Source organism: Streptomyces sp. NBC_00162 (genome assembly GCF_024611995.1).
In the GTDB taxonomy this organism is placed as follows: domain Bacteria; phylum Actinomycetota; class Actinomycetes; order Streptomycetales; family Streptomycetaceae; genus Streptomyces.
In genome coordinates this window covers 6588777-6608981 of sequence record NZ_CP102509.1, presented here as the reverse complement: position 1 = coordinate 6608981, position 20205 = coordinate 6588777, and the positions used below count along the sequence as shown (strand labels likewise).

Annotated in this window: 23 protein-coding genes; 14 read left to right on the top strand and 9 right to left on the bottom strand. The window is 73.3% G+C overall.

Features of this window, described 5'->3' with window-relative positions; translation table 11 throughout:
* Positions 1–7: 7 nt before the first annotated feature.
* Positions 8–955, bottom strand: a complete 948-nt coding sequence (locus tag JIW86_RS30640) for a hypothetical protein (protein WP_257557008.1) — start codon at positions 953–955, stop codon at positions 8–10.
* 305 nt (positions 956–1260) lie between these two features.
* Here JIW86_RS30640 and JIW86_RS30635 point away from each other — a divergent pair, with 305 nt between their 5' ends.
* Entirely contained in the window at positions 1261–1686 is a 426-nt protein-coding gene (locus tag JIW86_RS30635; RefSeq protein ID WP_257557007.1) for an ASCH domain-containing protein, read from the top strand.
* Between the two features lie 101 nt (positions 1687–1787).
* Here the strand turns inward: JIW86_RS30635 and JIW86_RS30630 are convergent, their stop codons facing one another.
* Positions 1788–3443, bottom strand: a complete 1656-nt coding sequence (locus JIW86_RS30630; protein WP_257557006.1) for an FAD-binding dehydrogenase — start codon at positions 3441–3443, stop codon at positions 1788–1790.
* A gap of 76 nt (positions 3444–3519) precedes the next feature.
* Between JIW86_RS30630 and JIW86_RS30625 the strand changes: the two genes are divergently transcribed.
* The 7 genes from JIW86_RS30625 (at position 3520) to JIW86_RS30595 (ending at position 8633) form a co-directional block, all read left to right on the top strand.
* Entirely contained in the window at positions 3520–4053 is a 534-nt protein-coding gene (locus tag JIW86_RS30625) for an NUDIX hydrolase (RefSeq protein ID WP_416237621.1), read from the top strand.
* Entirely contained in the window at positions 4050–4448 is a 399-nt protein-coding gene (locus JIW86_RS30620) for a YidH family protein (protein WP_215141408.1), read from the top strand. Before JIW86_RS30625 ends, JIW86_RS30620 begins: the two co-directional genes overlap by 4 nt.
* Entirely contained in the window at positions 4445–4768 is a 324-nt protein-coding gene (locus tag JIW86_RS30615; protein ID WP_257557005.1) for a DUF202 domain-containing protein, read from the top strand. Before JIW86_RS30620 ends, JIW86_RS30615 begins: the two co-directional genes overlap by 4 nt.
* Positions 4769–4872: 104 nt before the next feature.
* Positions 4873–5169, top strand: coding sequence for a hypothetical protein (locus JIW86_RS30610; RefSeq protein ID WP_215141412.1), 297 nt, complete (start codon positions 4873–4875; stop codon positions 5167–5169).
* 105 nt (positions 5170–5274) lie between these two features.
* Positions 5275–6186 carry an MBL fold metallo-hydrolase gene (locus JIW86_RS30605; RefSeq protein ID WP_257557004.1) on the top strand — a complete coding sequence of 304 codons (912 nt, stop codon included), beginning with the start codon at positions 5275–5277 and terminating at the stop codon, positions 6184–6186.
* Positions 6187–6338: 152 nt separating this feature from the next.
* Positions 6339–7397, top strand: a complete 1059-nt coding sequence (locus JIW86_RS30600) for a phosphotransferase family protein (protein WP_257557003.1) — start codon at positions 6339–6341, stop codon at positions 7395–7397.
* 12 nt (positions 7398–7409) lie between these two features.
* Positions 7410–8633: an acyl-CoA dehydrogenase family protein gene (locus JIW86_RS30595; RefSeq protein ID WP_257557000.1), complete on the top strand. Its 1224-nt coding sequence runs from the start codon at positions 7410–7412 to the stop codon at positions 8631–8633.
* An 82-nt stretch (positions 8634–8715) separates the two neighbouring features.
* Here JIW86_RS30595 and JIW86_RS30590 read toward each other — a convergent pair whose 3' ends face one another.
* The 3 genes from JIW86_RS30590 to JIW86_RS30580 are packed head-to-tail and all read right to left on the bottom strand — an operon-like array spanning position 8716 to position 11865.
* Complete coding sequence (locus JIW86_RS30590) at positions 8716–9321, bottom strand: TetR/AcrR family transcriptional regulator (protein ID WP_257556999.1); 606 nt, start codon at positions 9319–9321, stop codon at positions 8716–8718.
* A gap of 49 nt (positions 9322–9370) precedes the next feature.
* On the bottom strand, positions 9371–11107 hold the full coding sequence (locus tag JIW86_RS30585) for a class I adenylate-forming enzyme family protein (RefSeq protein ID WP_257556998.1): 1737 nt from the start codon (positions 11105–11107) through the stop codon (positions 9371–9373).
* The gene (locus tag JIW86_RS30580) at positions 11092–11865 is read right to left on the bottom strand and encodes an SDR family oxidoreductase (protein ID WP_257556997.1); all 774 of its coding nucleotides are present in this window, start codon (positions 11863–11865) and stop codon (positions 11092–11094) included. The genes JIW86_RS30585 and JIW86_RS30580 overlap by 16 nt, the downstream gene beginning before the upstream one ends.
* 87 nt (positions 11866–11952) lie before the next feature.
* Here JIW86_RS30580 and JIW86_RS30575 point away from each other — a divergent pair, with 87 nt between their 5' ends.
* From JIW86_RS30575 to JIW86_RS30560, 4 genes are all read left to right on the top strand, one after another.
* The gene (locus JIW86_RS30575; protein ID WP_257556996.1) at positions 11953–13254 is read left to right on the top strand and encodes a DUF1343 domain-containing protein; all 1302 of its coding nucleotides are present in this window, start codon (positions 11953–11955) and stop codon (positions 13252–13254) included.
* 93 nt (positions 13255–13347) lie between these two features.
* The gene (locus JIW86_RS30570; RefSeq protein ID WP_257556995.1) at positions 13348–14700 is read left to right on the top strand and encodes a serine-threonine protein kinase; all 1353 of its coding nucleotides are present in this window, start codon (positions 13348–13350) and stop codon (positions 14698–14700) included.
* 95 nt (positions 14701–14795) lie between these two features.
* A complete protein-coding gene (locus tag JIW86_RS30565; protein ID WP_215141430.1) occupies positions 14796–15377 on the top strand; it encodes a hypothetical protein in 582 nt (193 codons plus the stop codon).
* Entirely contained in the window at positions 15374–16147 is a 774-nt protein-coding gene (locus JIW86_RS30560; protein WP_416237620.1) for a 3-keto-5-aminohexanoate cleavage protein, read from the top strand. The genes JIW86_RS30565 and JIW86_RS30560 overlap by 4 nt, the downstream gene beginning before the upstream one ends.
* On the opposite strand, the gene soxR is transcribed toward JIW86_RS30560, so the two are convergent.
* Positions 16128–16571, bottom strand: a complete 444-nt coding sequence (gene soxR / locus JIW86_RS30555; protein WP_215141432.1) for a redox-sensitive transcriptional activator SoxR — start codon at positions 16569–16571, stop codon at positions 16128–16130. The two genes, JIW86_RS30560 and soxR, sit on opposite strands and share 20 nt — an antisense overlap.
* Positions 16572–16680: 109 nt before the next feature.
* Here soxR and JIW86_RS30550 point away from each other — a divergent pair, with 109 nt between their 5' ends.
* Entirely contained in the window at positions 16681–17142 is a 462-nt protein-coding gene (locus JIW86_RS30550; RefSeq protein WP_257556994.1) for a MaoC family dehydratase, read from the top strand.
* A 52-nt stretch (positions 17143–17194) separates the two neighbouring features.
* Here JIW86_RS30550 and JIW86_RS30545 read toward each other — a convergent pair whose 3' ends face one another.
* The 3 genes from JIW86_RS30545 to JIW86_RS30535 form a co-directional block, all read right to left on the bottom strand.
* Positions 17195–17824 (bottom strand): TetR/AcrR family transcriptional regulator, encoded by a 630-nt coding sequence (locus JIW86_RS30545; protein WP_257556992.1) that lies wholly within the window; start codon positions 17822–17824, stop codon positions 17195–17197.
* Between the two features lie 88 nt (positions 17825–17912).
* Complete coding sequence (locus JIW86_RS30540; protein ID WP_257556991.1) at positions 17913–18200, bottom strand: YiaA/YiaB family inner membrane protein; 288 nt, start codon at positions 18198–18200, stop codon at positions 17913–17915.
* A 59-nt stretch (positions 18201–18259) separates the two neighbouring features.
* Entirely contained in the window at positions 18260–19411 is a 1152-nt protein-coding gene (locus JIW86_RS30535) for an acyl-CoA dehydrogenase family protein (RefSeq protein ID WP_257556990.1), read from the bottom strand.
* A gap of 77 nt (positions 19412–19488) precedes the next feature.
* On the opposite strand from JIW86_RS30535, the gene JIW86_RS30530 reads away from it, so the two are divergent.
* Complete coding sequence (locus JIW86_RS30530; protein WP_257556989.1) at positions 19489–20133, top strand: TetR/AcrR family transcriptional regulator; 645 nt, start codon at positions 19489–19491, stop codon at positions 20131–20133.
* The last annotated feature ends 72 nt before the right edge of the window (positions 20134–20205 follow it).

The window sequence follows — 20205 nt, the reverse complement described above, 5'->3', positions numbered from 1 at the left end:
CGGGGTGTCAGGCGGTGCCGAGCGCGGCGCTGCGGGCGGCGAGGAAGGCCTTGTGCGGGTCGAGGTCCGGGTAGGACCACGGGGCGGGGGTGGCGTGGCTGCCGATCCGGTGGAACAGGGCGGCGGCCTCGGCGGGGCGGCCCTCGCAGAGCTTGGCGTGGGCGAGGAAGTTGAGGTCGACGCGGTTGCGGGGGTGGTCCTCGCGCTCCCACTCCAGCCACCAGTCGAAGGCGGAGCGCAGGACCTGGCGGGCGCGGCGGCCGGACCAGTGCTGGGCGGCGTTGCTGAAGGTGTGCCCGTGCGTGGCGGCGAGCACCCGGTAGCGCTCGGCGTGCGCGATCACGGGGAGCACGGCGAGCGGGGAGTCGGCCGGGGACTCCTCGGCGGCCCAGGCGGCGAAGTCGTAGACCTCGTGGAGCGGGTCGTGGCCGGAGGCGGGGGTGCGCTCGGCCAGTCTGGCGACCATCAGGTGGTGGGCGTGGTGGTGCTCGCGGTGCCGGGCCCGGACCTGGTCGAAGTGGCGGCTGAACTCCTCCTCGGTGCCGAAGGCCCGGGAGAGGAGGAGCAGGCCGAGCCAGGGGGTGGGGTCGGCGGGGTGCAGTGCGGCGGCCCGGCGGCAGGCTTCCTCGGCCGCGGCCGGGGTGCCCTTGCGGCGCAGGGCGGTGAAGACGGCGGCGCAGGCGAGGAGGGTGGCGGCGTCGGCGCTCTCGGGTTCGGCGAGCAGCCATTCGCGGGCCCAGGCGGTGGCCGCCGGGGTCTCGGCGAGGACGACGACGCGGTGGCCGCGGCGGTCCCAGTCGTCGCCGGTGCCGACGAGGAGGGACCGGGCCTTGGACCAGCGGCCCTGGGTGAACTGGGAGCGCACGTCGACGAGTTCGGCGTCACAGAGGGCCGGATCGAAGAGCTGGGCGTCCCGCTTGCGGGCGCGGCCGAGGGGCGGCGGAGGCGGGGACATCCGCGGGTTTCCCTCCAGGACGCGGGCGGACGAGGGGTGTTGGTGGGTGGTGCGGGGTGGTCGTGCCGTGCGGGGTGAGCAGTGGCCGGAAAACGTGCATGATGCACGTGGCTGGTGCGGCCGGGTGGTGTGCGGATCGTGCCGGTGAGCGAACCGGTGATCACTGACAGCAAAGCGGTACGCACAGCTCCGAGTCAAGGTCCAGTCCACTGCGTGGCGGGTTTCAACTGCTGTGACGATGGTGTGAGTTGGGGTGGTTGTTCCGGTTCGGGGCGGACTTCGTCCCGGTCGCCTAGGCTCGGGCCATGACGACCTGCGACGATCTTCCTCCGTACCTGCTGGGCTTCCCCGGGCCGCTGCGCGACAGGCTGGTCGCGGCCGTACTGAGCGGGGCGAAGACCGCGACGACGGCACTGCTCGCGGCATACCGGGCGGAGGGCGAACCACTGCCCGTGGCGGGTCGGCGGACGGCGCTGCTGGATTCCGCCGAGTGTCCGGTGGCCGTCCTTGAGGTGACGGGCGTACAGGTGCTACGGCTCGGCGAGGTGGACCTGGGACACGCGCTGGCCGAGGGCGAGGGATATGCGTCCGTGGCCGAATGGCGCTCCTCCCACGAGAGGTTCTGGCACGGAGCCGAGCAGCGCGAGCAGCTCGGCGATCCGGGGTTCACGGTGGACGACGACACTCCGGTGGTGACGGAGCGGTTCCGGATCGTCGAGCGGCTGGGCTGAGGCTCTTCGGGGGGGGCCTGGGGCCGGGGCTGCGGCCGGGGCAGGGGCCGGGGCAGGGGCAGGGGCTGGGGGCCGGGGCTGCGGCCGGGCCTGGGGCCGGGTCAGCCGACCGCCTTCGCCGCCGCACGGCCCGCCGCCCGGCCCGAGAAGATGCAGCCGCCCAGGAAGGTGCCCTCCAGGGCCCGGTAGCCGTGGACCCCGCCGCCGCCGAAGCCGGCCGCCTCGCCCGCCGCGTAGACGCCGGGCAGCGGCTCGCCGTCGGCCGCCAGGACGCGCGAGGAGAGGTCGGTCTCCAGGCCGCCCAGGGATTTGCGGGTCAGGATCGACAGCCGAACGGCGATCAGCGGTCCGGCCCCGGGATCCAGGATCCGGTGCGGCGCGGCGGTGCGGATCAGCTTGTCGCCGAGGTACTTGCGGGCCCCGTGAATGGCCGTCACCTGGAGGTCCTTGCTGAACGGGTTGGCGATCTCCCGGTCCCGGGAGGTGATCACGCGGCGCAGTTCGGCCTCGTCGATCAGGTCCTCCTTGGTGACGGCGTTCATCCCGCGCACCAGGGCGGACAGGTCGCGCTCGACGACGAAGTCCACGCCGTTGTCCATGAAGGCCTTGACCGGTGCGGGTACGGCCTGGCGCGCGCGGTTGATGACGTCGCGGACCGACTTGCCGGTGAGGTCCGGGTTCTGCTCGGAGCCGGAGAGGGCGAACTCCTTGCCGATGATGCGCTGGTTGAGGACGAACCAGGTGTGGTCGTGGCCGGTCTTCATGATGTGGTCGAGCGTGCCGAGGGTGTCGAAGCCCGGGAAGAGCGGTACGGGCAGCCGCCGGCCCGTCGCGTCCAGCCAGAGCGAGGAGGGGCCGGGCAGGATGCGGATGCCGTGCTTGGACCAGATCGGGTCCCAGTTCGCGATGCCCTCGGTGTAGTGCCACATCCGGTCCTTGTTGATGTGGCTCGCGCCCGCTTCCTCGGCGATCCCGAGCATCAGGCCGTCCACGTGCGCGGGGACCCCGGACAGCATCCGCTCGGGCGGGGTGCCGAGCCGGGCGGGCCACTGCTCGCGTACGAGGTCGTGGTTGCCGCCGATGCCGCCGCTGGTCACGATCACGGCCTGGGCCCGGAGGGAGAAGGCCCCGGTGGTCTCGCGGCTGCTAGCGCTGCCCCGTACGGCGCCGGAGGGCTCCAGGATCTCGCCCGTCACGGTGTCGACCGCGCCCGCGGTGCGGGAGAGCCCGGTCACCCGGTGCCGGAACCTCAGCTGGACCAGGCCGCGGGCCACGCCGGCCCGGACCCGGCGCTCGAAGGGTTCGACCAGGCCGGGGCCGGTGCCCCAGGTGATGTGGAAGCGGGGGACGGAGTTGCCGTGGCCCTCCGCGTCGTAGCCGCCGCGCTCCGCCCAGCCGACCACCGGGAAGAAGCGGACGCCCTGCGCGTGCAGCCAGGGGCGCTTCTCGCCCGCGGCGAAGTCCACGTAGGCCTCAGCCCAGCGGCGCGGCCAGCCGTCCTCCGCGCGGTCGAACCCGGCGGTGCCCAGCCAGTCCTGGAGGGCGAGCTCGTGACTGTCCTTGATCCGCATCCGACGCTGCTCGGGCGAGTCCACGAGGAACAGCCCGCCGAAGGACCAGTGGGCCTGGCCGCCGATGGACTGTTCGGGCTCCTGGTCGAGCAGGATGACCTTGCGGCCCGCGTCGACGAGTTCGGCGGTGGCCGCGAGCCCGGCCAGCCCGGCGCCGATCACGATCACGTCTGCGTCGTACGTCATGCGTATACCCGTCCTCCGTCGGTGGTGGGGCAGATCCTTGGCTACGGAGCGGTAACCAGTCAACAGCGGTGGTTGGATGAACCGTGTGAGTGCCGCTGATGAAGTACTGGACGTGGTGGACCGGGACGACCGGGTCACCGGGCAGGCCCCGCGGGGCGAGGTGTACGCGCGGGGGTTGATCCACCGCTGTGTGTTCGTGCAGGCCACGGACGCGCGGGGGCGGATCTTCGTGCACCGGCGCACGGCGACGAAGCTGGTGTTCCCCTCGCACTACGACATGTTCGTGGGCGGGGTGCTGGGCGCCGGGGAGAGCTACGCGCGGGCCGCGCTGCGGGAGGCCGAGGAGGAACTCGGGGTCACCGGGCTGCCGCAGCCGGCGCCGCTGTTCAAGTTCCTGTACGAGGGCCCGGGCGGGGCCTGGTGGTCGTACGTGCACGAGGTGCGGTGCGAGCTGCCGGTGGCTCCGCAGGAGTCGGAGGTGGACTGGCACACCTACCTCTCGCCGGAGGAGCTGGACCGGCGCGTCGCCGCCGGGGAGTGGGCCTGGGTGCCGGACGGGCTGGAGGCGTACCGGCGGCTGCGGGAGTTCCGCCGTAGATTGCCCCTGTGATCGACTTCGTCAAAGACGTACGCCTCTGGTTCGCTCCGCAAGGCCTCCAAGACGAGGGCGAGACCCCCGACTACCGCTTCTCGCTGGCCAACGAGCGGACCTTCCTGGCGTGGATCCGGACCGCGCTGGCCCTGGTGGGCGGCGGTTTCGCCGTCGACCAGTTCCTGCCGGACCTGCGGTGGGGGGTGCGGGTCGGGATGGCCTTGGCGCTGCTCGCGGTGGGGGCGGCCTGTGCGCTGCGGGCCGTGAACCACTGGGTGCGGTGCGAGCGGGCGATGCGGCGGGGCGAGGACCTGCCGCTGTCGCGGTTCCCGGTGGTGCTGAGCCTGGGGGTCGGGCTGGTCGCGGTGGCGATGATCGTGGTCGTGGCGCTGGGCTGGACCTCGGGGCAGTGAGCTCTTCCCGGGAGGGTGAGGTGCGCGACGCCGGACTGCAGCCCGAACGGACCCGGCTCGCGTGGCGGCGTACGACGCTGGCCTCCTCGGTGGTGGCGGTGCTGGCGCTGAGGCAGGCCCTGCGCGGGTCGGGAAGGCCGCTGGAGGTGGCCGGGGCGGCGGTGATCGCGCTGGTCTGGCTGGCGTTCCTGTGGGTGGCGCACCGGCGGATCCGGGCGCTGGCGGCCGGCCGGCCGCCGGGGCTCGCGCCGCGTGCGGCGCTGGCGGTGGTGGCCTGCACGGTGGCGTTCGCGGCGTTCGCGATGGCCGTGATCATCTGAACCGCCGGTCGGATGATCCCTCTTGTCCGCGCCACCCGGACGCCACTCGGACACCACCCGGACAGAACGGGCGATCCCGGACGATCCGCACTAGCCTCGGCCCCATGACGACCCAGCACCTGGAACACCCCACGCACGCGCACGCCCACGGCCCCGACTGCGGGCACCAGGCGGTCTCGCACGGCGACCACGTCGATTACGCGCACGACGGCCATCTGCACCGGGAGCACTCCGGGCACTGGGACGAGTGCGAGAGCGAAGGACACACCACCCACGACGGCCACGCCCACGCGCACGGCCCGGACTGCGGACACGAGACGGTCCGGCACGGGGACCACGTCGACTACGTGCACGACGGACACCGGCACGCCGCGCACGACGGGCACTACGACGACCACTGACTGAAAAGTCAGGCAGGGGCGAAATCCGCCCTCCCGCCCTCCCCCGGCGCCATGACGGCTGGCAGGATGCTGACCGCCCGTCAAAGCGACCCGGGGAGAGCGCCGATGACCGTCGACAAGCCGTACCTCGTCCAGCCCGCACCAGGGGTGTACGCCTACGTCCAGCCGGACGGCGGCTGGTGCCTCAACAACGCCGGCTTCGTCAGCGACGGCGGCCGGACCCTGCTCGTCGACACGGCAGCCACCGAGCGGCGGGCCCTGGCCCTGCGCGAGGCGGTCACGGCGACCGGGGTGCCGCTCCCCCGCACCGTGGTGAACACCCACCACCATGGCGACCACACCTACGGCAACGGCGTGTTCGCGCCCGAGGCGCTGGTCCTCGGGCACGACAACGCGCGGACCGAACAGCTCGCCGCCGGGCACCAGCTGGAGATGATCTGGCCCGCGACGGACTTCGGCGCGATAGACATCACCGCGCCCGACCTCACCTACAGCGACCGGATGACCCTGCACGTCGGCGAGACGGAGGTGCGGGTCATCCACCCGGGCGTCGCGCACACCACCGGCGACTCGATCGTGTGGCTGCCCCGGCAGCGGGTCGTGTTCACCGGTGACCTGGTCTTCGCCGAGGGCACCCCGTTCCTCGCGATGGGCTCCCTCGCCGGCTCGCTGCGGGCGCTGGACGTGCTGCGCTCCCTGGACGCGGAGACCGTCGTACCGGGCCACGGGCCGCTGACCGACGCGTCGGCCTACGAGGCCACCGGGCGCTACCTGCGGTACGTGGCCGAACTGGCCCGGGAGGGGCGCGCGGAGGGGCTGACCCCGCTGGAGACGGCCCGCCGGGCCGATCTCGGGGAGTTCGCGGCCTGGCGGGAGAGCGAACGGCTGGTGGCGAACCTGCACCGGGCGTACGCGGAACTGGCCGGGGAACCGGAGGGCGTTCCGCTGGACATCCTGGCGGTGCTGAAGGACATGACCGTGATGAACGGCGGGACGCCGATCCTCTGCCACGCCTGATACGGACCCGCGCGGCGGGGCACGGCCGGAAGAGTCCCGGGAGGAGTCCAGGGAGGAGTTCTTTCGGCCCGCACCCTGGACTACATACCGACTGGTCGGCATGATGGCCTGCGGACAACAGTCACCGTCAACTGCGTACGGAGGTGCCACCCATGACCCCAGCCCCGGACGATCCGCGAGGCCTCGATCTGGAACGGCTGCGCGGCCATCTCGACACCGCGCGGCCCGGGCTCGTGGCCGGGGCGCTGAGCGGCCGGCTGATCGAAGGGGGCCGGTCGAACCTCACGTACGCGGTCACCGACGGCTCCGCCCGCTGGGTGGTGCGCCGCCCCCCGCTCGGCCACGTCCTGGCCACGGCGCACGACATGCGGCGCGAGCACCGGGTGATCGCGGCTCTGCACGGAACGGCCGTACCGGTGCCCGAGCCGGTGCTGCTGTGCGAGGACGAGTCCGTGCTGGGGGCGCCGTTCTACGTGATGGAGTACGTGGAGGGGGTGCCGTACCGCACGGCGGGCGAGCTCGCCGCGATCGGTCCCGAGCGCACCCGGCGGGCGGTGCTGGCTCTGGTGGATACGCTGGTCGACCTGCACGCGGTGGACCCGCAGGCCGTCGGCCTGGGCGACTTCGGCCGCCCCGAGGGCTTCCTGGACCGGCAGCTGCGCCGCTGGGGCAAGCAGCTCGCGGCCTCCCGGGGCCGGGAGCTCGCCGGGATCGACGAACTGCACGGCGCGCTGGGCCGGGCGCTGCCCGACTCCCCCGCGCCGACCGTGGTCCACGGGGACTTCCGGCTGGACAACGTACTGATCGGCGGTCCGGACGACACGATCCGGGCCGTACTGGACTGGGAGATGTCCACGCTGGGCGATCCGCTGACCGATCTCGGGCTGCTGGTGATGTACAGCTCCGACCTGGGCCTGACTGAATCTCCGGTCAGCACCACCAGCGGGGCTCCGGGGCATCCGACGCCCGCCGAGCTGGTCGAACGGTACGCGGCCCGGTCCGGGCGGGACACCGGTGCGATCGCCTGGTACACGGCGTTCGCCTGGTTCAAGCTCGCGGTGATCCTCGAAGGCATCCACTACCGCTACACGCTCGGGCAGACCGTCGGCGCGGGCTTCGACCGGATCGGCGAGCTGGTCCCGGTCTTCATCGAGCACGGTCTGACCACCCTCCAGGCACCCCGCAAATTCCAGAACCGCCACGAAGGCTGAGGCACGCATCCCATGGACTTCGCATTCGACGCCCGGACCGAGGAACTCCGCGAGCGGCTGCTCGCGTTCATGGAGGAGTACGTCTACCCGGCGGAGGCCGTCGCCGCCGAGCAGCGCGCGCGGCTGGCCTCGCCCTGGGACACCCCGGCCGTCTTCGGTGAACTGAAGGCCGAGGCACGCCGCCAGGGCCTGTGGAACCTCTTCCTTCCCGATGCCGAGTACGGCGCCGGGCTGACCAACCTCCAGTACGCCCCGCTCGCCGAGATCACCGGCCGCAGCCCGCACCTGGCCCCGATGGCGACCAACTGCGCGGCACCGGACACCGGGAACATGGAGCTGCTCGCGCAGTTCGGCAGCGAGGAGCACAAGAAGCAGTGGCTGGAGCCCCTGCTGGCCGGGGAGATCCGTTCCGCCTTCGCGATGACCGAGCCGGAGGTGGCGTCCTCGGACGCCACCAACATCGAGACGCGGATCGAGCGCGTGGGTGGCGGGGCCGCCGAGTACTCAGTCACCGGGCGCAAGTGGTTCATCTCCGGGGCGATGAACCCGGACTGCAAGATCTTCATCGTCATGGGCAAGACCGACCCGGAGGGCGCCGATCAGCGCCGTCAGCAGTCGATGATCCTGGTGCCGCGCGATACCCCGGGGGTCGAGGTCCGCCGGGCCATGACCGTGTACGGGTACGAGGACCACGACCACGGCGGGCACGCCGAGGTGGTCTTCGACGGGGCGCGGGTCCCGGCGGCGAACCTGATCGGCGAGGAGGGCACCGGCTTCGCCATCGCCCAGGCGCGGCTCGGGCCGGGCCGCATCCACCACTGCATGCGGCTGATCGGCATGGCGGAGCGGGCCATCGAGCTGATGTGCCGGCGTGCCGTGGACCGTACCGCCTTCGGAAAGCCGCTGGCCGCGCAGGGGGTCGTACAGAACTGGATCGCGGACGCCCGGGTGACGGTGGAGCAGTTGCGGCTGCTGGTACTGAAGACGGCCTGGCTGATGGACACGGCCGGGAACCGGGGGGCGCACACCGAGATCCAGGCGATCAAGATCGCGACCCCGCGTGCGGTGGTGCGGATCCTGGACGACGCGGTGCAGCTGCACGGCGCCGGCGGGGTGAGCCAGGACTTCCCGCTGGCCGAGCTGTGGGCCGCGGCACGGACGCTGCGGCTGGCCGACGGGCCGGACGAGGTGCACCAGCGGTCGCTGGCGCGGCGCGAGCTGAAGCAGTACCTCTGACGGCCGCGGTGCCCGAGCAGACCCGGGTCCGCACGGTCCTCCCGCCGGCTGAAGCCGAGGACCGTGCGGACCCGGCCGCTGACTAGGGGCGCAGCGCGCGCAGCAGCAGGTCGGCGAGGTGATCGGCGACCTGCTGCGGGGTGAGCGGCCCGTCCGCGCGGTACCAGGTCGACAGGTGGTGCACGGACCCGAAGTGGTAGTCCACCACCAGGTCGGCGGGGGTGGCGCTGGAGAACACGCCGGTGCGCTGGCCCTCCTCGACCAGCGCCCGGAAGCGCTCGTGGTAGCGCCGGCGCTCCGCCCGTACCTGCTTGAACTTCTCCGGGCTGAGCTGGTGCATCGACCGGAAGAAGATCATCGCGTCGTCGAGGTTCTCGATGGTGGTGACCACCACGTCGGCGGCGGCCGCCCGCAGCCGGTCCTCGACCGGTGCGTCGGATCCGGCCACCGCGTCGAGCCGCTGCTGCTGACGGCGCAGCATCCGCGCGTACACCTCGTGCAGCAGGTCGTCCTTGGACCCGAAGTAGTGGTAGAGCGCACCCTTGGTGACCCCGGCCGCCTCGACGATCTCCTGCACCGACGTGCGGTCATAGCCGCGCTCGGCGAACAGCCGGGTGGCGACGGCCAGCAGCCGCTGCGGTACCGGGGCCTCGTGCGTGCCTTCGGGTTCCGTGGTTCTGGCAGCCATGGCGCCGACCTTCCCTTCCCATTCCAGCTGTACGACCGTCCGACTGTTTTCAGCCGCGATCGCGCAGTTCCCGTCGCAGGATCTTGCCACTGGTCGTCTTCGGCAGGACAGGCAGGATCTCCACCTGGCGGGGGTACTTGTAGGCGGCGATGCGTTCGGCGCAGTAGGCGGACAGCTCGGCCGGCTCCACATGGGCGCCGGGGCGGAGGCTGACGTACGCCTTCACGCTCTCCCCGCGGTAGGGGTCGGGGACGCCGACCACGGCCGCCTCGCGGACCGCCGGGTGGGTGTAGAGCACGTCCTCGACCTCGCGCGGCCAGACCTTGAAACCGGAGGCGTTGATCATGTCCTTCTTGCGGTCGACGACGTAGAGCCAGCCGTCCGCGTCCATGAAACCGACGTCCCCGGTGCGCAGTTCGCCGTCCGGAAAGGCCTTGGCGGTGTCGGCGGGCAGACCCCAGTAGCCGGGCACGACCTGGGGGCCGCGGACGGCTATCTCGCCGGTCTCGCCGAAGGGGACCTCGGCGCCCTGCTCGTCGAGGATCCGTACGACGGTCTCGGCGCCCGGGAGGCCCACGGAGAGGGTGCCGGAGGCCGGGTCGACGGGGGCTTCGAGGTGCGGGGGGACGGAGGCGCAGGGGGCGGTGCACTCGGTGAGGCCGTAGCCGTTGCGCAGGTAGAAGCCGAAGGCGCCGCGCAGCCGCTCGACGAGCGCGGGCGGCAGCGGGGCTCCGCCGGAGGAGATCACCTGGAACGAGGCGAAGTGGTCCCGGGTGACGTCCGGGTGGGCGGCCAGGGCCATGAAGGCGGTGGCCGGGCCCACGGTGTAGGCGGGGCGGTGCTCCAGGAAGGCGTCGAGCACGACCGCGGCGTCGAAGCGGTGGGCGAGGACGAGGGTGCCGGCGTTGACGAAGCAGGCGGCGAGCTCGCAGACCATGCCGGTGATGTGGAAGAGGGGCGCGAGGGCGAAGTAGGCGGCGCCCTCGGGGAGGGGGTGGGCGGTGACCTGGCGGACGGCGTTGTACGTGAGGGCGCCGTGCGGGTTCATGGCGCCCTTGGGGGTGCCGCTGGTGCCGGAGGTGTAGCTGATGAGGGCGGTGTCGGCGGCGGTGAGGTGCGGGTCGTCCGGCGCGGGGTGGCCCTGGCGGGCCACGGTCGTGAGGTCGGCGGCCTCCGGAGCCGCCGGCCCGGCCGCGGGGTCCGGCGCGGATTCCGGGGCGGGGTGCGGCGCGGACTCCGGGGCTCGGCGCGGATGCGGTACGGCCGCCGGGGCGAAGAGCCGCGCGTCGTCGCGCGTCTGGAAATCCCGGTCGCGGGCGGTCAGGGCGACGCGCACGTCCGTACCGCGCGCGGCCTCGCACAGGTACGCCGCCCACGCGCGGCCGTCGCAGACCAGCGCGGCGGCCCCGGAGTCGCGCAGGATGTGCCCGACCTCGCCAGCCTTGTACATGGGGTTGAGCGGGACGACGACGGCCCCGGCCTTCCAGGCGGCGAGGACGGCCAGCACGAAGTGCGGGGTGTTCTGCAGCATGACGGCGACCCGGTCCCCGCGGCCGATGCCCCGCGCCGCGAGGTGGCCGGCGACCGAGTCGGAGAGCGCGTCGGCCTCGGCGTAGCCGGTGCGGCCGTCGAAGTAGGCGAGCGCGGTCCGCTCGGGGGCCCGGGCCACGGCCTCGCGGAAGGCGTGCAGCACGGTCGGGGCCGGGGTGACGGGCGCCCGCTGGGCCGGGCTGAGCAGCCCGAGCCACGGCCTGGCGGCGTACGGGGAGCTCACCGGGTCTCCCATTTCCGCTGGAGGTGGTTCATGCCGCTGAGCCAGCGGTCCGGGTCGGTGGCGCGGGCGGCGTAGAAGTCCGCGACCTCGGGGTGCGGGAGGATCAAGAACCGGCCCTTCTCCATGCCGTCGAACAGTGCGTCAGCGACCGCTTCCGGCTCGATCGCGGTCGGCGCGAGAACGAGCTCACCCGCCGAGCCCGCGGCCGTCAGCATGTCGGTGCGCACCCCCTGCGGACAGATGGCGTGGACCTGGACACCGCGGTGGCGGTAGGTCAGCGAGAGCCATTCGGCGAAGGCGAGCGCCCCGTGCTTGGTGACACTGTACGGCGCCGCCCCGATCATGGTCAGCAGTCCGGCGGCGGAGACGGTGGACACGAAGCGGCCGCTCCCCCGCTCCAGCCAGTCCGGCAGGAGCAGCCGGGCCGCGCGGACGTGGGCCATGACATTGGTGTTCCAGGCCGCCTCCCAGACGGCCTCGTCGGCGAACGCGTCGCCGCCGGAGGCCAGTCCGGCGTTGGCGCAGTAGACGTCGATCCCGCCGCCGAGGGCCTCCCGGGCCTCGGCCACGATCTCCGACGCGTCTCCGGCGACGGGGATCGCGCGGGCGCCGATCGCGCCCGCCACCGCGGCGGCCTTGGCCGCGTCGAGGTCGTTGACGACCACCGTGGCACCCTCGGCGGCGAAGCGGTGGGCGAGGGCGGCGCCGATGCCGCCGCCCGCGCCGGTGACGACGACTCGCTGGTCCTGGTACGCGTTCACGGGGAGCACCTTTCGGGGACGGACGGATGCGGATCGCGAGCAGACTAACCAGTCGGTATGTCTGGACGGAAGGGGGATGCGCCCTAGCGTGGCCGGATGACTCTGTCGCGACGCGGGGTGCTGGGACTGGCGGGGGCCATGGGGGCGGCGGGGGCCGTGGGGGCGGCAGGGGCCGGGGCAGCTGCCGGGCCCGTGACGGCTGCCGGGCCCGTGGGCGCTGCTGCCGCTGCACGGGCGGAGCGGGTGCGGACCGGTTTCGAGCGCCTCGCCGCGGACGGGTACGCCGAACTCGCCGGGCAGAAGGTCGGGGTGGTCACCAACCCCACCGGGATCGCCGCCGACGCCCGCCACCTGGTCGACGTACTGCACGCGGACGACCGGGTGGACCTGGTCGCGGTGTTCGGTCCGGAGCACGGGTTCCGCGGGACGGCCCAGGCGGGCGGCTCCGAGGGCGCCTCCCGGGATCCGGCGACCGGGCTTCCCGTGTACGACACGTACGGCAAGAGCGGGCAGCAGCTTGCGGACGTGTTCACGGCGGCCGGGATCGACACCGTCGTCTTCGACATCCAGGACGTCGGGGCACGCTTCTACACCTACATCTGGACGCTCTACGACTGCATGCGCGCGGCCGCCCTCGCCGGCAAGGCGGTGGTGGTGCTGGACCGGCCCAACCCGGTGGGCGGCCGGCGGGCCGCGGGGCCGGTGCTGGAGCGGCCGTACGCGAGCTTCGTGGGCCGGGAGCCGATCGCCCTCGCGCACGGCATGACGGCGGCCGAGCTGGCCCTGCTCTTCAACGGCGAGTTCCTGTCCCGGCAGCCTGAAAAAGCGGTCAGGCTGCGGACGGTGGCGATGACCGGGTGGCGGCGGGGGTCGTTCTTCGGCGAGACCGGGCTGCCCTGGGTGCCGCCCAGCCCGAACATGCCGACCCCGGACACGGCCCTGGCGTACGCCGGCACCTGTCTGTTCGAGGGGACGAACCTGTCCGAGGGGCGCGGGACGACCACCCCCTTCGAGGTGCTGGGCGCGGAGGGCCTGGACCGGCGGTGGGCGGAGGCGGCGAACGCGCTGGACCTGCCCGGGGTGTGGTTCCGGGAGGCGTACTTCACGCCGTCCTTCTCCAAGCACGTGGGGAAGGTGTGCGGCGGGGTCCGGCTGATCGTGCACGACCGGGAGGCCTTCGATCCGGTACGGGCCGGGATCGGGCTGCTGGTCACGGCTCGGCGGTCGTGGAGCGGCTTCGGCTGGCGCACGGACCAGTGGATCGACAGGCTGACGGGCTCGGACCGGGTGCGGAAGCTGGTGGACGCGGGGGCCGGGGTGGAGGAGATCGCCGGTGACTGGGCGGCGGGGCTGGCCCGGTTCGAGGCGGTGCGCGCGGAGTACCTGCTCTACGCGTGAGCCGGTGGCGTCCGGGGTCTGGCCGGGTGGGCCTACCCGCAGGATGCTGGATCCACCGGACGCACGGCGTGGAGGCGTGGAGGGGGACGTGTCATGGCGGACAGCGGGGCCGGGATCGGGGTCGGGGCCGCGATCGGGAGCGGGGTCGGGCCGTACGCGGAGCTGACCTTCGACTCCGAGGGCGACGTGGACCGGGGCACGCAGGCGGCGGTGGCCCGGATCGAGGCCACGGACCTGCTGGTCTTCGCGCACGGCTGGAACAGCGACCGGTCCACGGCGACCCGGCTCTACGACCGCTTCTTCGCCCCCTTCCCGGGGCTGGTGGGGCCGGGGGTACGGCTGGGGTACGTGGGCGTCGTATGGCCCTCGATCCGCTTCTCCGACGAGCCGATACCGGACTTCGAGGGGCCGGGTGCGCTCGCGGAGCCCGGCTTCGGGGTGGCGCTGGACCCCGGGACCCGGCAGGCGCTCGGGGAGTTCTGGCCCGGGCGGCAGGCTGATCTGGACCGGGTGGCCGAACTGCTGGAGGAGCGGCCGGAGTCGGAGGCCGCCTTCATCGAGTTCGGGGCCCTCGTACGGGAGCTCGCCGGTGTGGACGCGGCTGACGCGGCGGACGCGGTGTCCACGGCCGTCGCCCCGACGCCTGCGGTGGAGCCCGTGCCCGCAGTGTTCGCGGAGGACGTCCTGGAGGTATGCAGGGCGCTGGCCCAGGCGCTGGTCGAGGCGGGCGCGCCACCCGGGGGCTCCGGCTCCGGTGAGCAGGGGCTCGCGCTCGGCGCTGGGCTGCGCCCCCTGTGGAACGGCGCGAAGGAACTGCTGCGGCAGGCTACGTACTACAAGATGAAGAAACGGGCGGGTGTGGTCGGTGAGCGCGGCCTCGGCCCGGTGCTGGCGGAGCTCGCGCGGCAGCGGCCGGGCCTGCGGATCCATCTCATCGGGCACAGCTTCGGGGCGCGGCTGGTGTCGTTCTCGCTGCGTGCCGTCCCGGACGGCGCCCGGCACGTGGCGTCCCTGACCCTGCTTCAGGGCGCCTTCTCCCACTACTCGTTCTCGGACCGGCTCCCGCACGACAGGAGCCGCGGCGGCGCCCTGGGCGGCCTCCAGCGAAAGGTCGACGGACCGGTGGTGGCCTGCCATTCCCCGCACGACACCTCTTTGCGGGTGTTCTATCCGCTGGCCTCCCGGATGGCGGGCGATTCGGCCGGGCTGCTGGGCTTCGACGAACGCTGGGGCGCCATCGGGCACGACGGGGTGCAGGCCGTACCGGGCGCGCCCCGGCTGACCCTCGACACGGCCCTGCACCAGGGGGTGCCCGCGACGGGCTGCGTCAGCGTGGACGCGGGCTCGGTGGTGCGGCGCGGCGGCGCTCCCTCGGGGGCGCACAGCGACATCTGCCACGAGGAGCTGGCCCGGCTGGTGGTTTCCGCGGGGCGCATGGGGCGCTGAGTTCCGGCCATGTGCCACCCGCACGCCTCGACCGCCCCCGCATGCGCCCGGCCCCGGCCGGGCATGTTGGGCACATCGGCGGAGGTGAAGGTGCGATGGCGGGATTCCGGAGTCTGGCCTACCAGGTGCGCGACGCACGCAACGACCGGGCCCTGCGACGCCATTCGCTGCGCCGCTGCCTGGAGCGGTTCGCTCCGTACGGGCACCGGGCCACGTGGTGGCACCTGTGTGACCGGCACGGGATCGCCCCCGAGGACCGGGGGGCCGACCCGCTGCGGCTGGTCGCCGCGCTGGAGGAGCTCGAGGACGCGCGGGCGGTCTGGCTGGAGTACGAGCGCCAGTTCGCGGAGCGGCGCCGTCGGGAGAAGCACCACGGGCTGCGCCGGCCGGAGTGGACGTGGGGCGGGAGCGGGGACGCGGTCGTGCGGTGCGCGGATCCGGGGGTGCGGCCGGAGGGGGCGCTGGGCGAGGTGCTGCGGCGGCTGGTGAGAGCGCTGGAGTCGGCGCCGGGGACGGCGTGCCCGGTCTGCGGGGAGGAGGAGCTGCGGTGGCCGGCCGTGCCCGCGGTCGGTGCCTGGGAGGGGGCGTGGGCCTGGGACGGTCCGGTGTGCGCGGGCTGCGGGATCGTGGTGCCGAGACCGGCCCTGGCGGACACCCCGGCGGCGGGGGCGGCGTGAGGGCCGCGCCGCGCGCGTTCGCGGGGCCCGCGCCGGCGGTGTCGCTGAACGGTGCCCGGGGCGCTGCCGACGGGGCGGCCGTGCCGATGTCACCCCAGGACCTGGCGGAGGCGGCGCTGGCCGCGGTCGCCGCGGGGGCCGGGGAGGTACTGGTGAGTCCGCGGACGCCGTGCGGTCGCCAGAGCCTGTCGCCGCGGGTGGTCGGGCCGGCACTGGAAGCGCTGCGGGGCACGGGGGTCTCCGTACCGCTGTCGGTGCCGGTGTCGGCGGGTGTGGGGGCCGAGCCCGATCCGGCGGGGCGGCTGGAGCGGGTCCGGTCCTGGACCGTGCTGCCGGACCGGGCGGAGGTGAGCTTCGGGGAGCCGGGGGCCGAGGAATTGGCGGAGGCCCTGCTGGCCCGGGGGGTCGCGGTGGACGCGGTGGTGCCGCTGGGCGGACCGGCCGGGCCGGAGCCGATGGCGCGGTTCCTGGCCTGGCCGGTGCGGACGCCCGGGCGGGTGCGGCTCGCGGCGGAGCTCGCCGCGGCCGATCCGGCGCTGGTGGCCGGGCTGCGCGGACTGCCGCCGGTGGCGGTGCTGCTGTACGGGCGGGAGGCCGCCGCCTGGCCGGTGCTGCGGCTGGCCGCGCGGTGCGGTACGGGCGCGCGGACCGGCGTGGGCGATGTGCTGCACCTGCCGGACGGGCGGCGGGCTGGGTCGAATGCCGAACTGGTGGCGGCCGCCCGGGAGCAGCTCGCGCGGTACTCGCCGGTTACAGCCGCGAGCCGGTGAGCCGTTCGCCGAAGACGTCGTCCGGGTTGGACAGGGCGCAGTTCTCCAGGGAGAGGCAGCCGCAGCCGATGCAGTCGGTCAGATGGTCGCGCAGCCGCCCGAGTTGGCTGATCCGCTGGTCGAGCTCGGCGCGCCAGGCCTCGGAGAGGCGGGCCCAGTCCTCGCGGTTGGGGGTGCGCCCCTCGGGGAGTTGGGCGAGTGCGTCGCGGATGCTGGCGAGCGGGATGCCCACGCGCTGGGCGGCTCGTACGAAGGCCACCCGGCGCAGTGCGTCGCGGGTGTAGCGGCGCTGGTTGCCAGAGGTGCGGCGGCTGCTGATCAGGCCCTTGGCCTCGTAGAAGTGGAGCGCTGAGACGGCGGCGCCGCTGCGGGCGGACAGCTGGCCGACGGTGAGTTCGTGGATTTTCTCGGGAATCTGCGGCACCCGGTCGAGGGTAGTCGGAGGTCCGTTGACATACACATACGGTCCCAGCATGCTGAGCAAGCGCTTATTCGCCCCGGCGCAATCCGTGAGTGAGAGGCAGGAGCAGGGCATGGCCGAGCCGAGGATCTTCACGTCCGCCGAGGAGCTGCACGCCGGAACGGGCGAGCCGCTCGGGCCCAGCGGGTGGCTGGAGGTGGACCAGAAGCGGATCGACCTCTTCGCGGACGCCACCGGCGACCACCAGTGGATCCATGTGGACCCGGTGCGGGCGGCGGGCGGACCCTTCGGCTCCACGATCGCGCACGGCTATCTGACCCTGTCCCTGCTGCCGAGTCTGGTGCCGCAGATCATGCGGGTCGAAGGCATGAAGATGGGCATCAACTACGGGACGAACAAGGTGCGTTTCCCGGCGCCGGTGCCGGTCGGGTCGCGGCTCCGCGCCACCGCCGTGATCACGGAGGTCACGGAGGCGGGGGGCGGCGTACAGGTCGCGGCGACCGTCACGGTGGAGCGCGAGGGCGGCGACAAGCCGGTGTGCGTGGCGGAGTCGGTGTCCCGCTACTACTTCTGACCCGTCTACTGCTTCTGGCCCGTCCGCGGCCTGCCCTTGACCCGCTCGCGGCTTACTTCTGGGGCCGCGCGCCCACCATGCGGAGCACGAGGTCGGCGTAGAGCGCGCCGACCTCGTCGGGCGTGCGGTGCCCGGACACGCTGAACCAGCGGGCCACGTCGATGCAGAGCGACAGCACGGCGAGGGTGGTGCCGGGCACGTCGGGGACGTCGAACTCGCCCGCCTCGACCCCGTCGGCGAGGATGCGGCGTACGGCGGCGTCGCTCTGCCGGCGCAGTGCCACGATTTCGGAGCGGTGCTCCGGAGCGAGAGCATCGAGCTCGTACTGGACCACCCGCGCGGTGGTGTGGTGTGCCGCGTGCCACCGCACGAAGGACCGTACGGCGGCGTCGAGCCGTTCGGCGGCGCGGCCGGAGCCGTCGGCCGCGGTGGTGAGGATCTCCAGGGCCTTGTCGTGGCCGATCCGGCTGATCCGGTGGAGCAGCTCTTCCTTGGTCTTGTAGTGGATGTAGAGGGCGGCCGGGCTCATCCCGGCGCGGCCCGCGATGTCACGTGTGGTGGTCGCGTGGTACCCGCGCTCCGCGAAGGCGTCGACGGCGGCGACGAGCAGCCGCCGCGCGGCGTCCGGGGTGACCTCGGACCACGGCTGGTAGCCGTCGGCCGTCTCCGCCGCGCTGTCCATCGCTCACTCACCCTCTTCGCCGTGTGGAAATGAACACCTTACCGGAGGGTGAGCAAGCGCTTAGCGAGCACGCGGGCGTGCGGCCGGTCTACTTCGGCGTGAAGGGGTCGTACTCCGCCATGATCTTCTCCATCCGCGCCTGGTCGACCCGGCTCACGATCCTCGTGGCCTCCTGCCGGTCGCGGATCACCTTGGCGAGGGTGAAGGCCGAGGTGGTCAGGTAGAGGACCGCGATGCCGAGGAAGGCGCGGACCCAGCCGTCGACCTGCAGGTTGTAGATCCCGAGGGCCACGGCGCTGATGGCGACGCCGAAGGAGGCGACGGCCTGGCCGTAGTACGCGCCCGTGTTCTGCTGCTTGACCGGTGTCTCGTTCATGGGTCGAGCATGCGGCGGGGCCGCGGCGGACACATGGGCGCGCGTACTCACCTACGTACTCAGAAGGCGGAAACCCCCGTGCGGGCACGGCCTATGAGCAGCTTCTGGATCTGGCTGGTGCCCTCGTAGAGGGTCATCACGCGGGCGTCGCGGAGCAGTTTCCCGGCCGGGTACTCGTCGATGTAGCCGTAACCGCCGTGCACCTGGAGGGCGTTGCTCGCGGCGCGGACGGCGGCCTCGGAGGCGAAGAGCTTCGCGGTGGAGGACTCGGTGGCGAAGGGCTGCCCGCGGTCGATGAGGTCCGCGACCCGCCAGGTCAGCAGGCGGGCGGCGTCGACGTCGACCGAGATGTCGGCGATCAGCTCCTGGACCAGCTGGTGGTGGGCGATCGGCTTGCCGAACTGCTCGCGCTGGGCGGCGTACGAGACGGCCGCGTCCAGGGCCGCCTGGGCGATGCCGACGCAGCCCGCGGCGACCGACATCCGGCCCTTGGCGAGGGTCGACATGGCGACCGAGAAGCCCTTGCCCTCGGGGCCGAGCATCGCGGAGACGGGCACGCGGACCCCGTCGAGGGCGAGCTCGGCAGTGGCCTGGCCGCGCAGGCCGAGCTTGCCGTGGATCTCGCGGCGGGTGAGGCCGGGGGCGTCGGCGGGGACGAGGAAGGCGGAGACCCCGCGATGACCGGGCTCGTCGCCGGTGCGGGCGAACAGCAGCACGACGTCGGCCCAGGTTCCGTTGGTGATGAACATCTTGCTGCCGCTGAGGACGTACGAGTCCCCCTCGCGCACGGCGCGGGTGGTGAGGCTGCCGGCGTCGGAGCCGGTGCCGGGCTCGGTCAGGCCGAAGCAGCCGAGCGCGTCACCGGAGCAGAGGCGGGGCAGCCAGGCGTGCTTCTGCTCCTCGGTGCCCCAGGCCGCGATGGTCTTGGCGACCAGGCCGAGGGAGACGGAGACGATGCCGCGCACGGCGGAGTCGCCGCGGCCGAGTTCCTCGGTGACCAGGACGTAGGCGAGGTGGTCGCCGCCGGAGCCGCCGTACTCCTCGGGGACGGTCAGGCCGAGGAAGCCGAGCGCGCCGAGCTTCTTCACGATGGCCCGGTCCACGCTCTCGGCGCGGTCCCATTCGGCGGCGTACGGGACCACCTCGCGCTCGGTGAACTCGCGGGCGAGCCGGCGTACGGCGCTCTGCTCCTCGCTCAGCTCCAGGTTCACCGGGCACCTCCGGGCGTCTCGTCCGGCCGTTAACTAGCACCGGTAGTTTATGGCGGGCAGGCCCTACTATGTGGCGCATGGCCAGACCGCGCAAGCCCCTCCTCAGCAGAGCCCGCATCGTCGAGGCGGCGGGTGCGCTGGTGGACGCGGAGGGGCTGGAGGCCGTCTCGACGCGCCGGCTGGCGGCCGCGCTCGGGGTCAGCGGGCCGTCCCTGTACAACCACTTCCGCACGAAGGACGAGATCCTGGACGCGGTGGCGGACGCGGTGAGCGCGCGGGTCGACTTGTCGATGTTCGAGGCCGGCCGCCTGGACTGGCGGGGTGCCCTGCACGCCTGGGCCCACTCGTACCGGGACGCCCTGGCCGACCATCCGAACATCGTCCCGGTGCTGGCACGCGGCCCGGGGCGCCGCCCGGCGGGGCTCCGGCTGGCGGACGCGGTCTTCGGCGCGATGACGGAGGCGGGCTGGCCCCCGGCGCAGGCGACCCGGATCGGCGCGCTGATGCGGTACTTCATCCTGGGCTCGGCGGTGGCCTCCTTCGCCCGGGGTTTCGTGGACGACGAGACGGCATACGACCCGGCGGACTACCCCCACCTGGGCCAGGCCCATCTGCTGGCCGAGCGCCAGCACGAGGTGGACGAGGGCGCCTTCGACACGGGCCTGGCGGCGCTGCTGGACGGGCTGGCCCTCCAGTACGAGGCGCTGAAGGAGACGGGCTGACACAGCACGGCACCGAACTGATCGCGGCGGTACGTGCGGGCGCGGAGCGAGGGGCGCGGGGCGAGCAGAGGC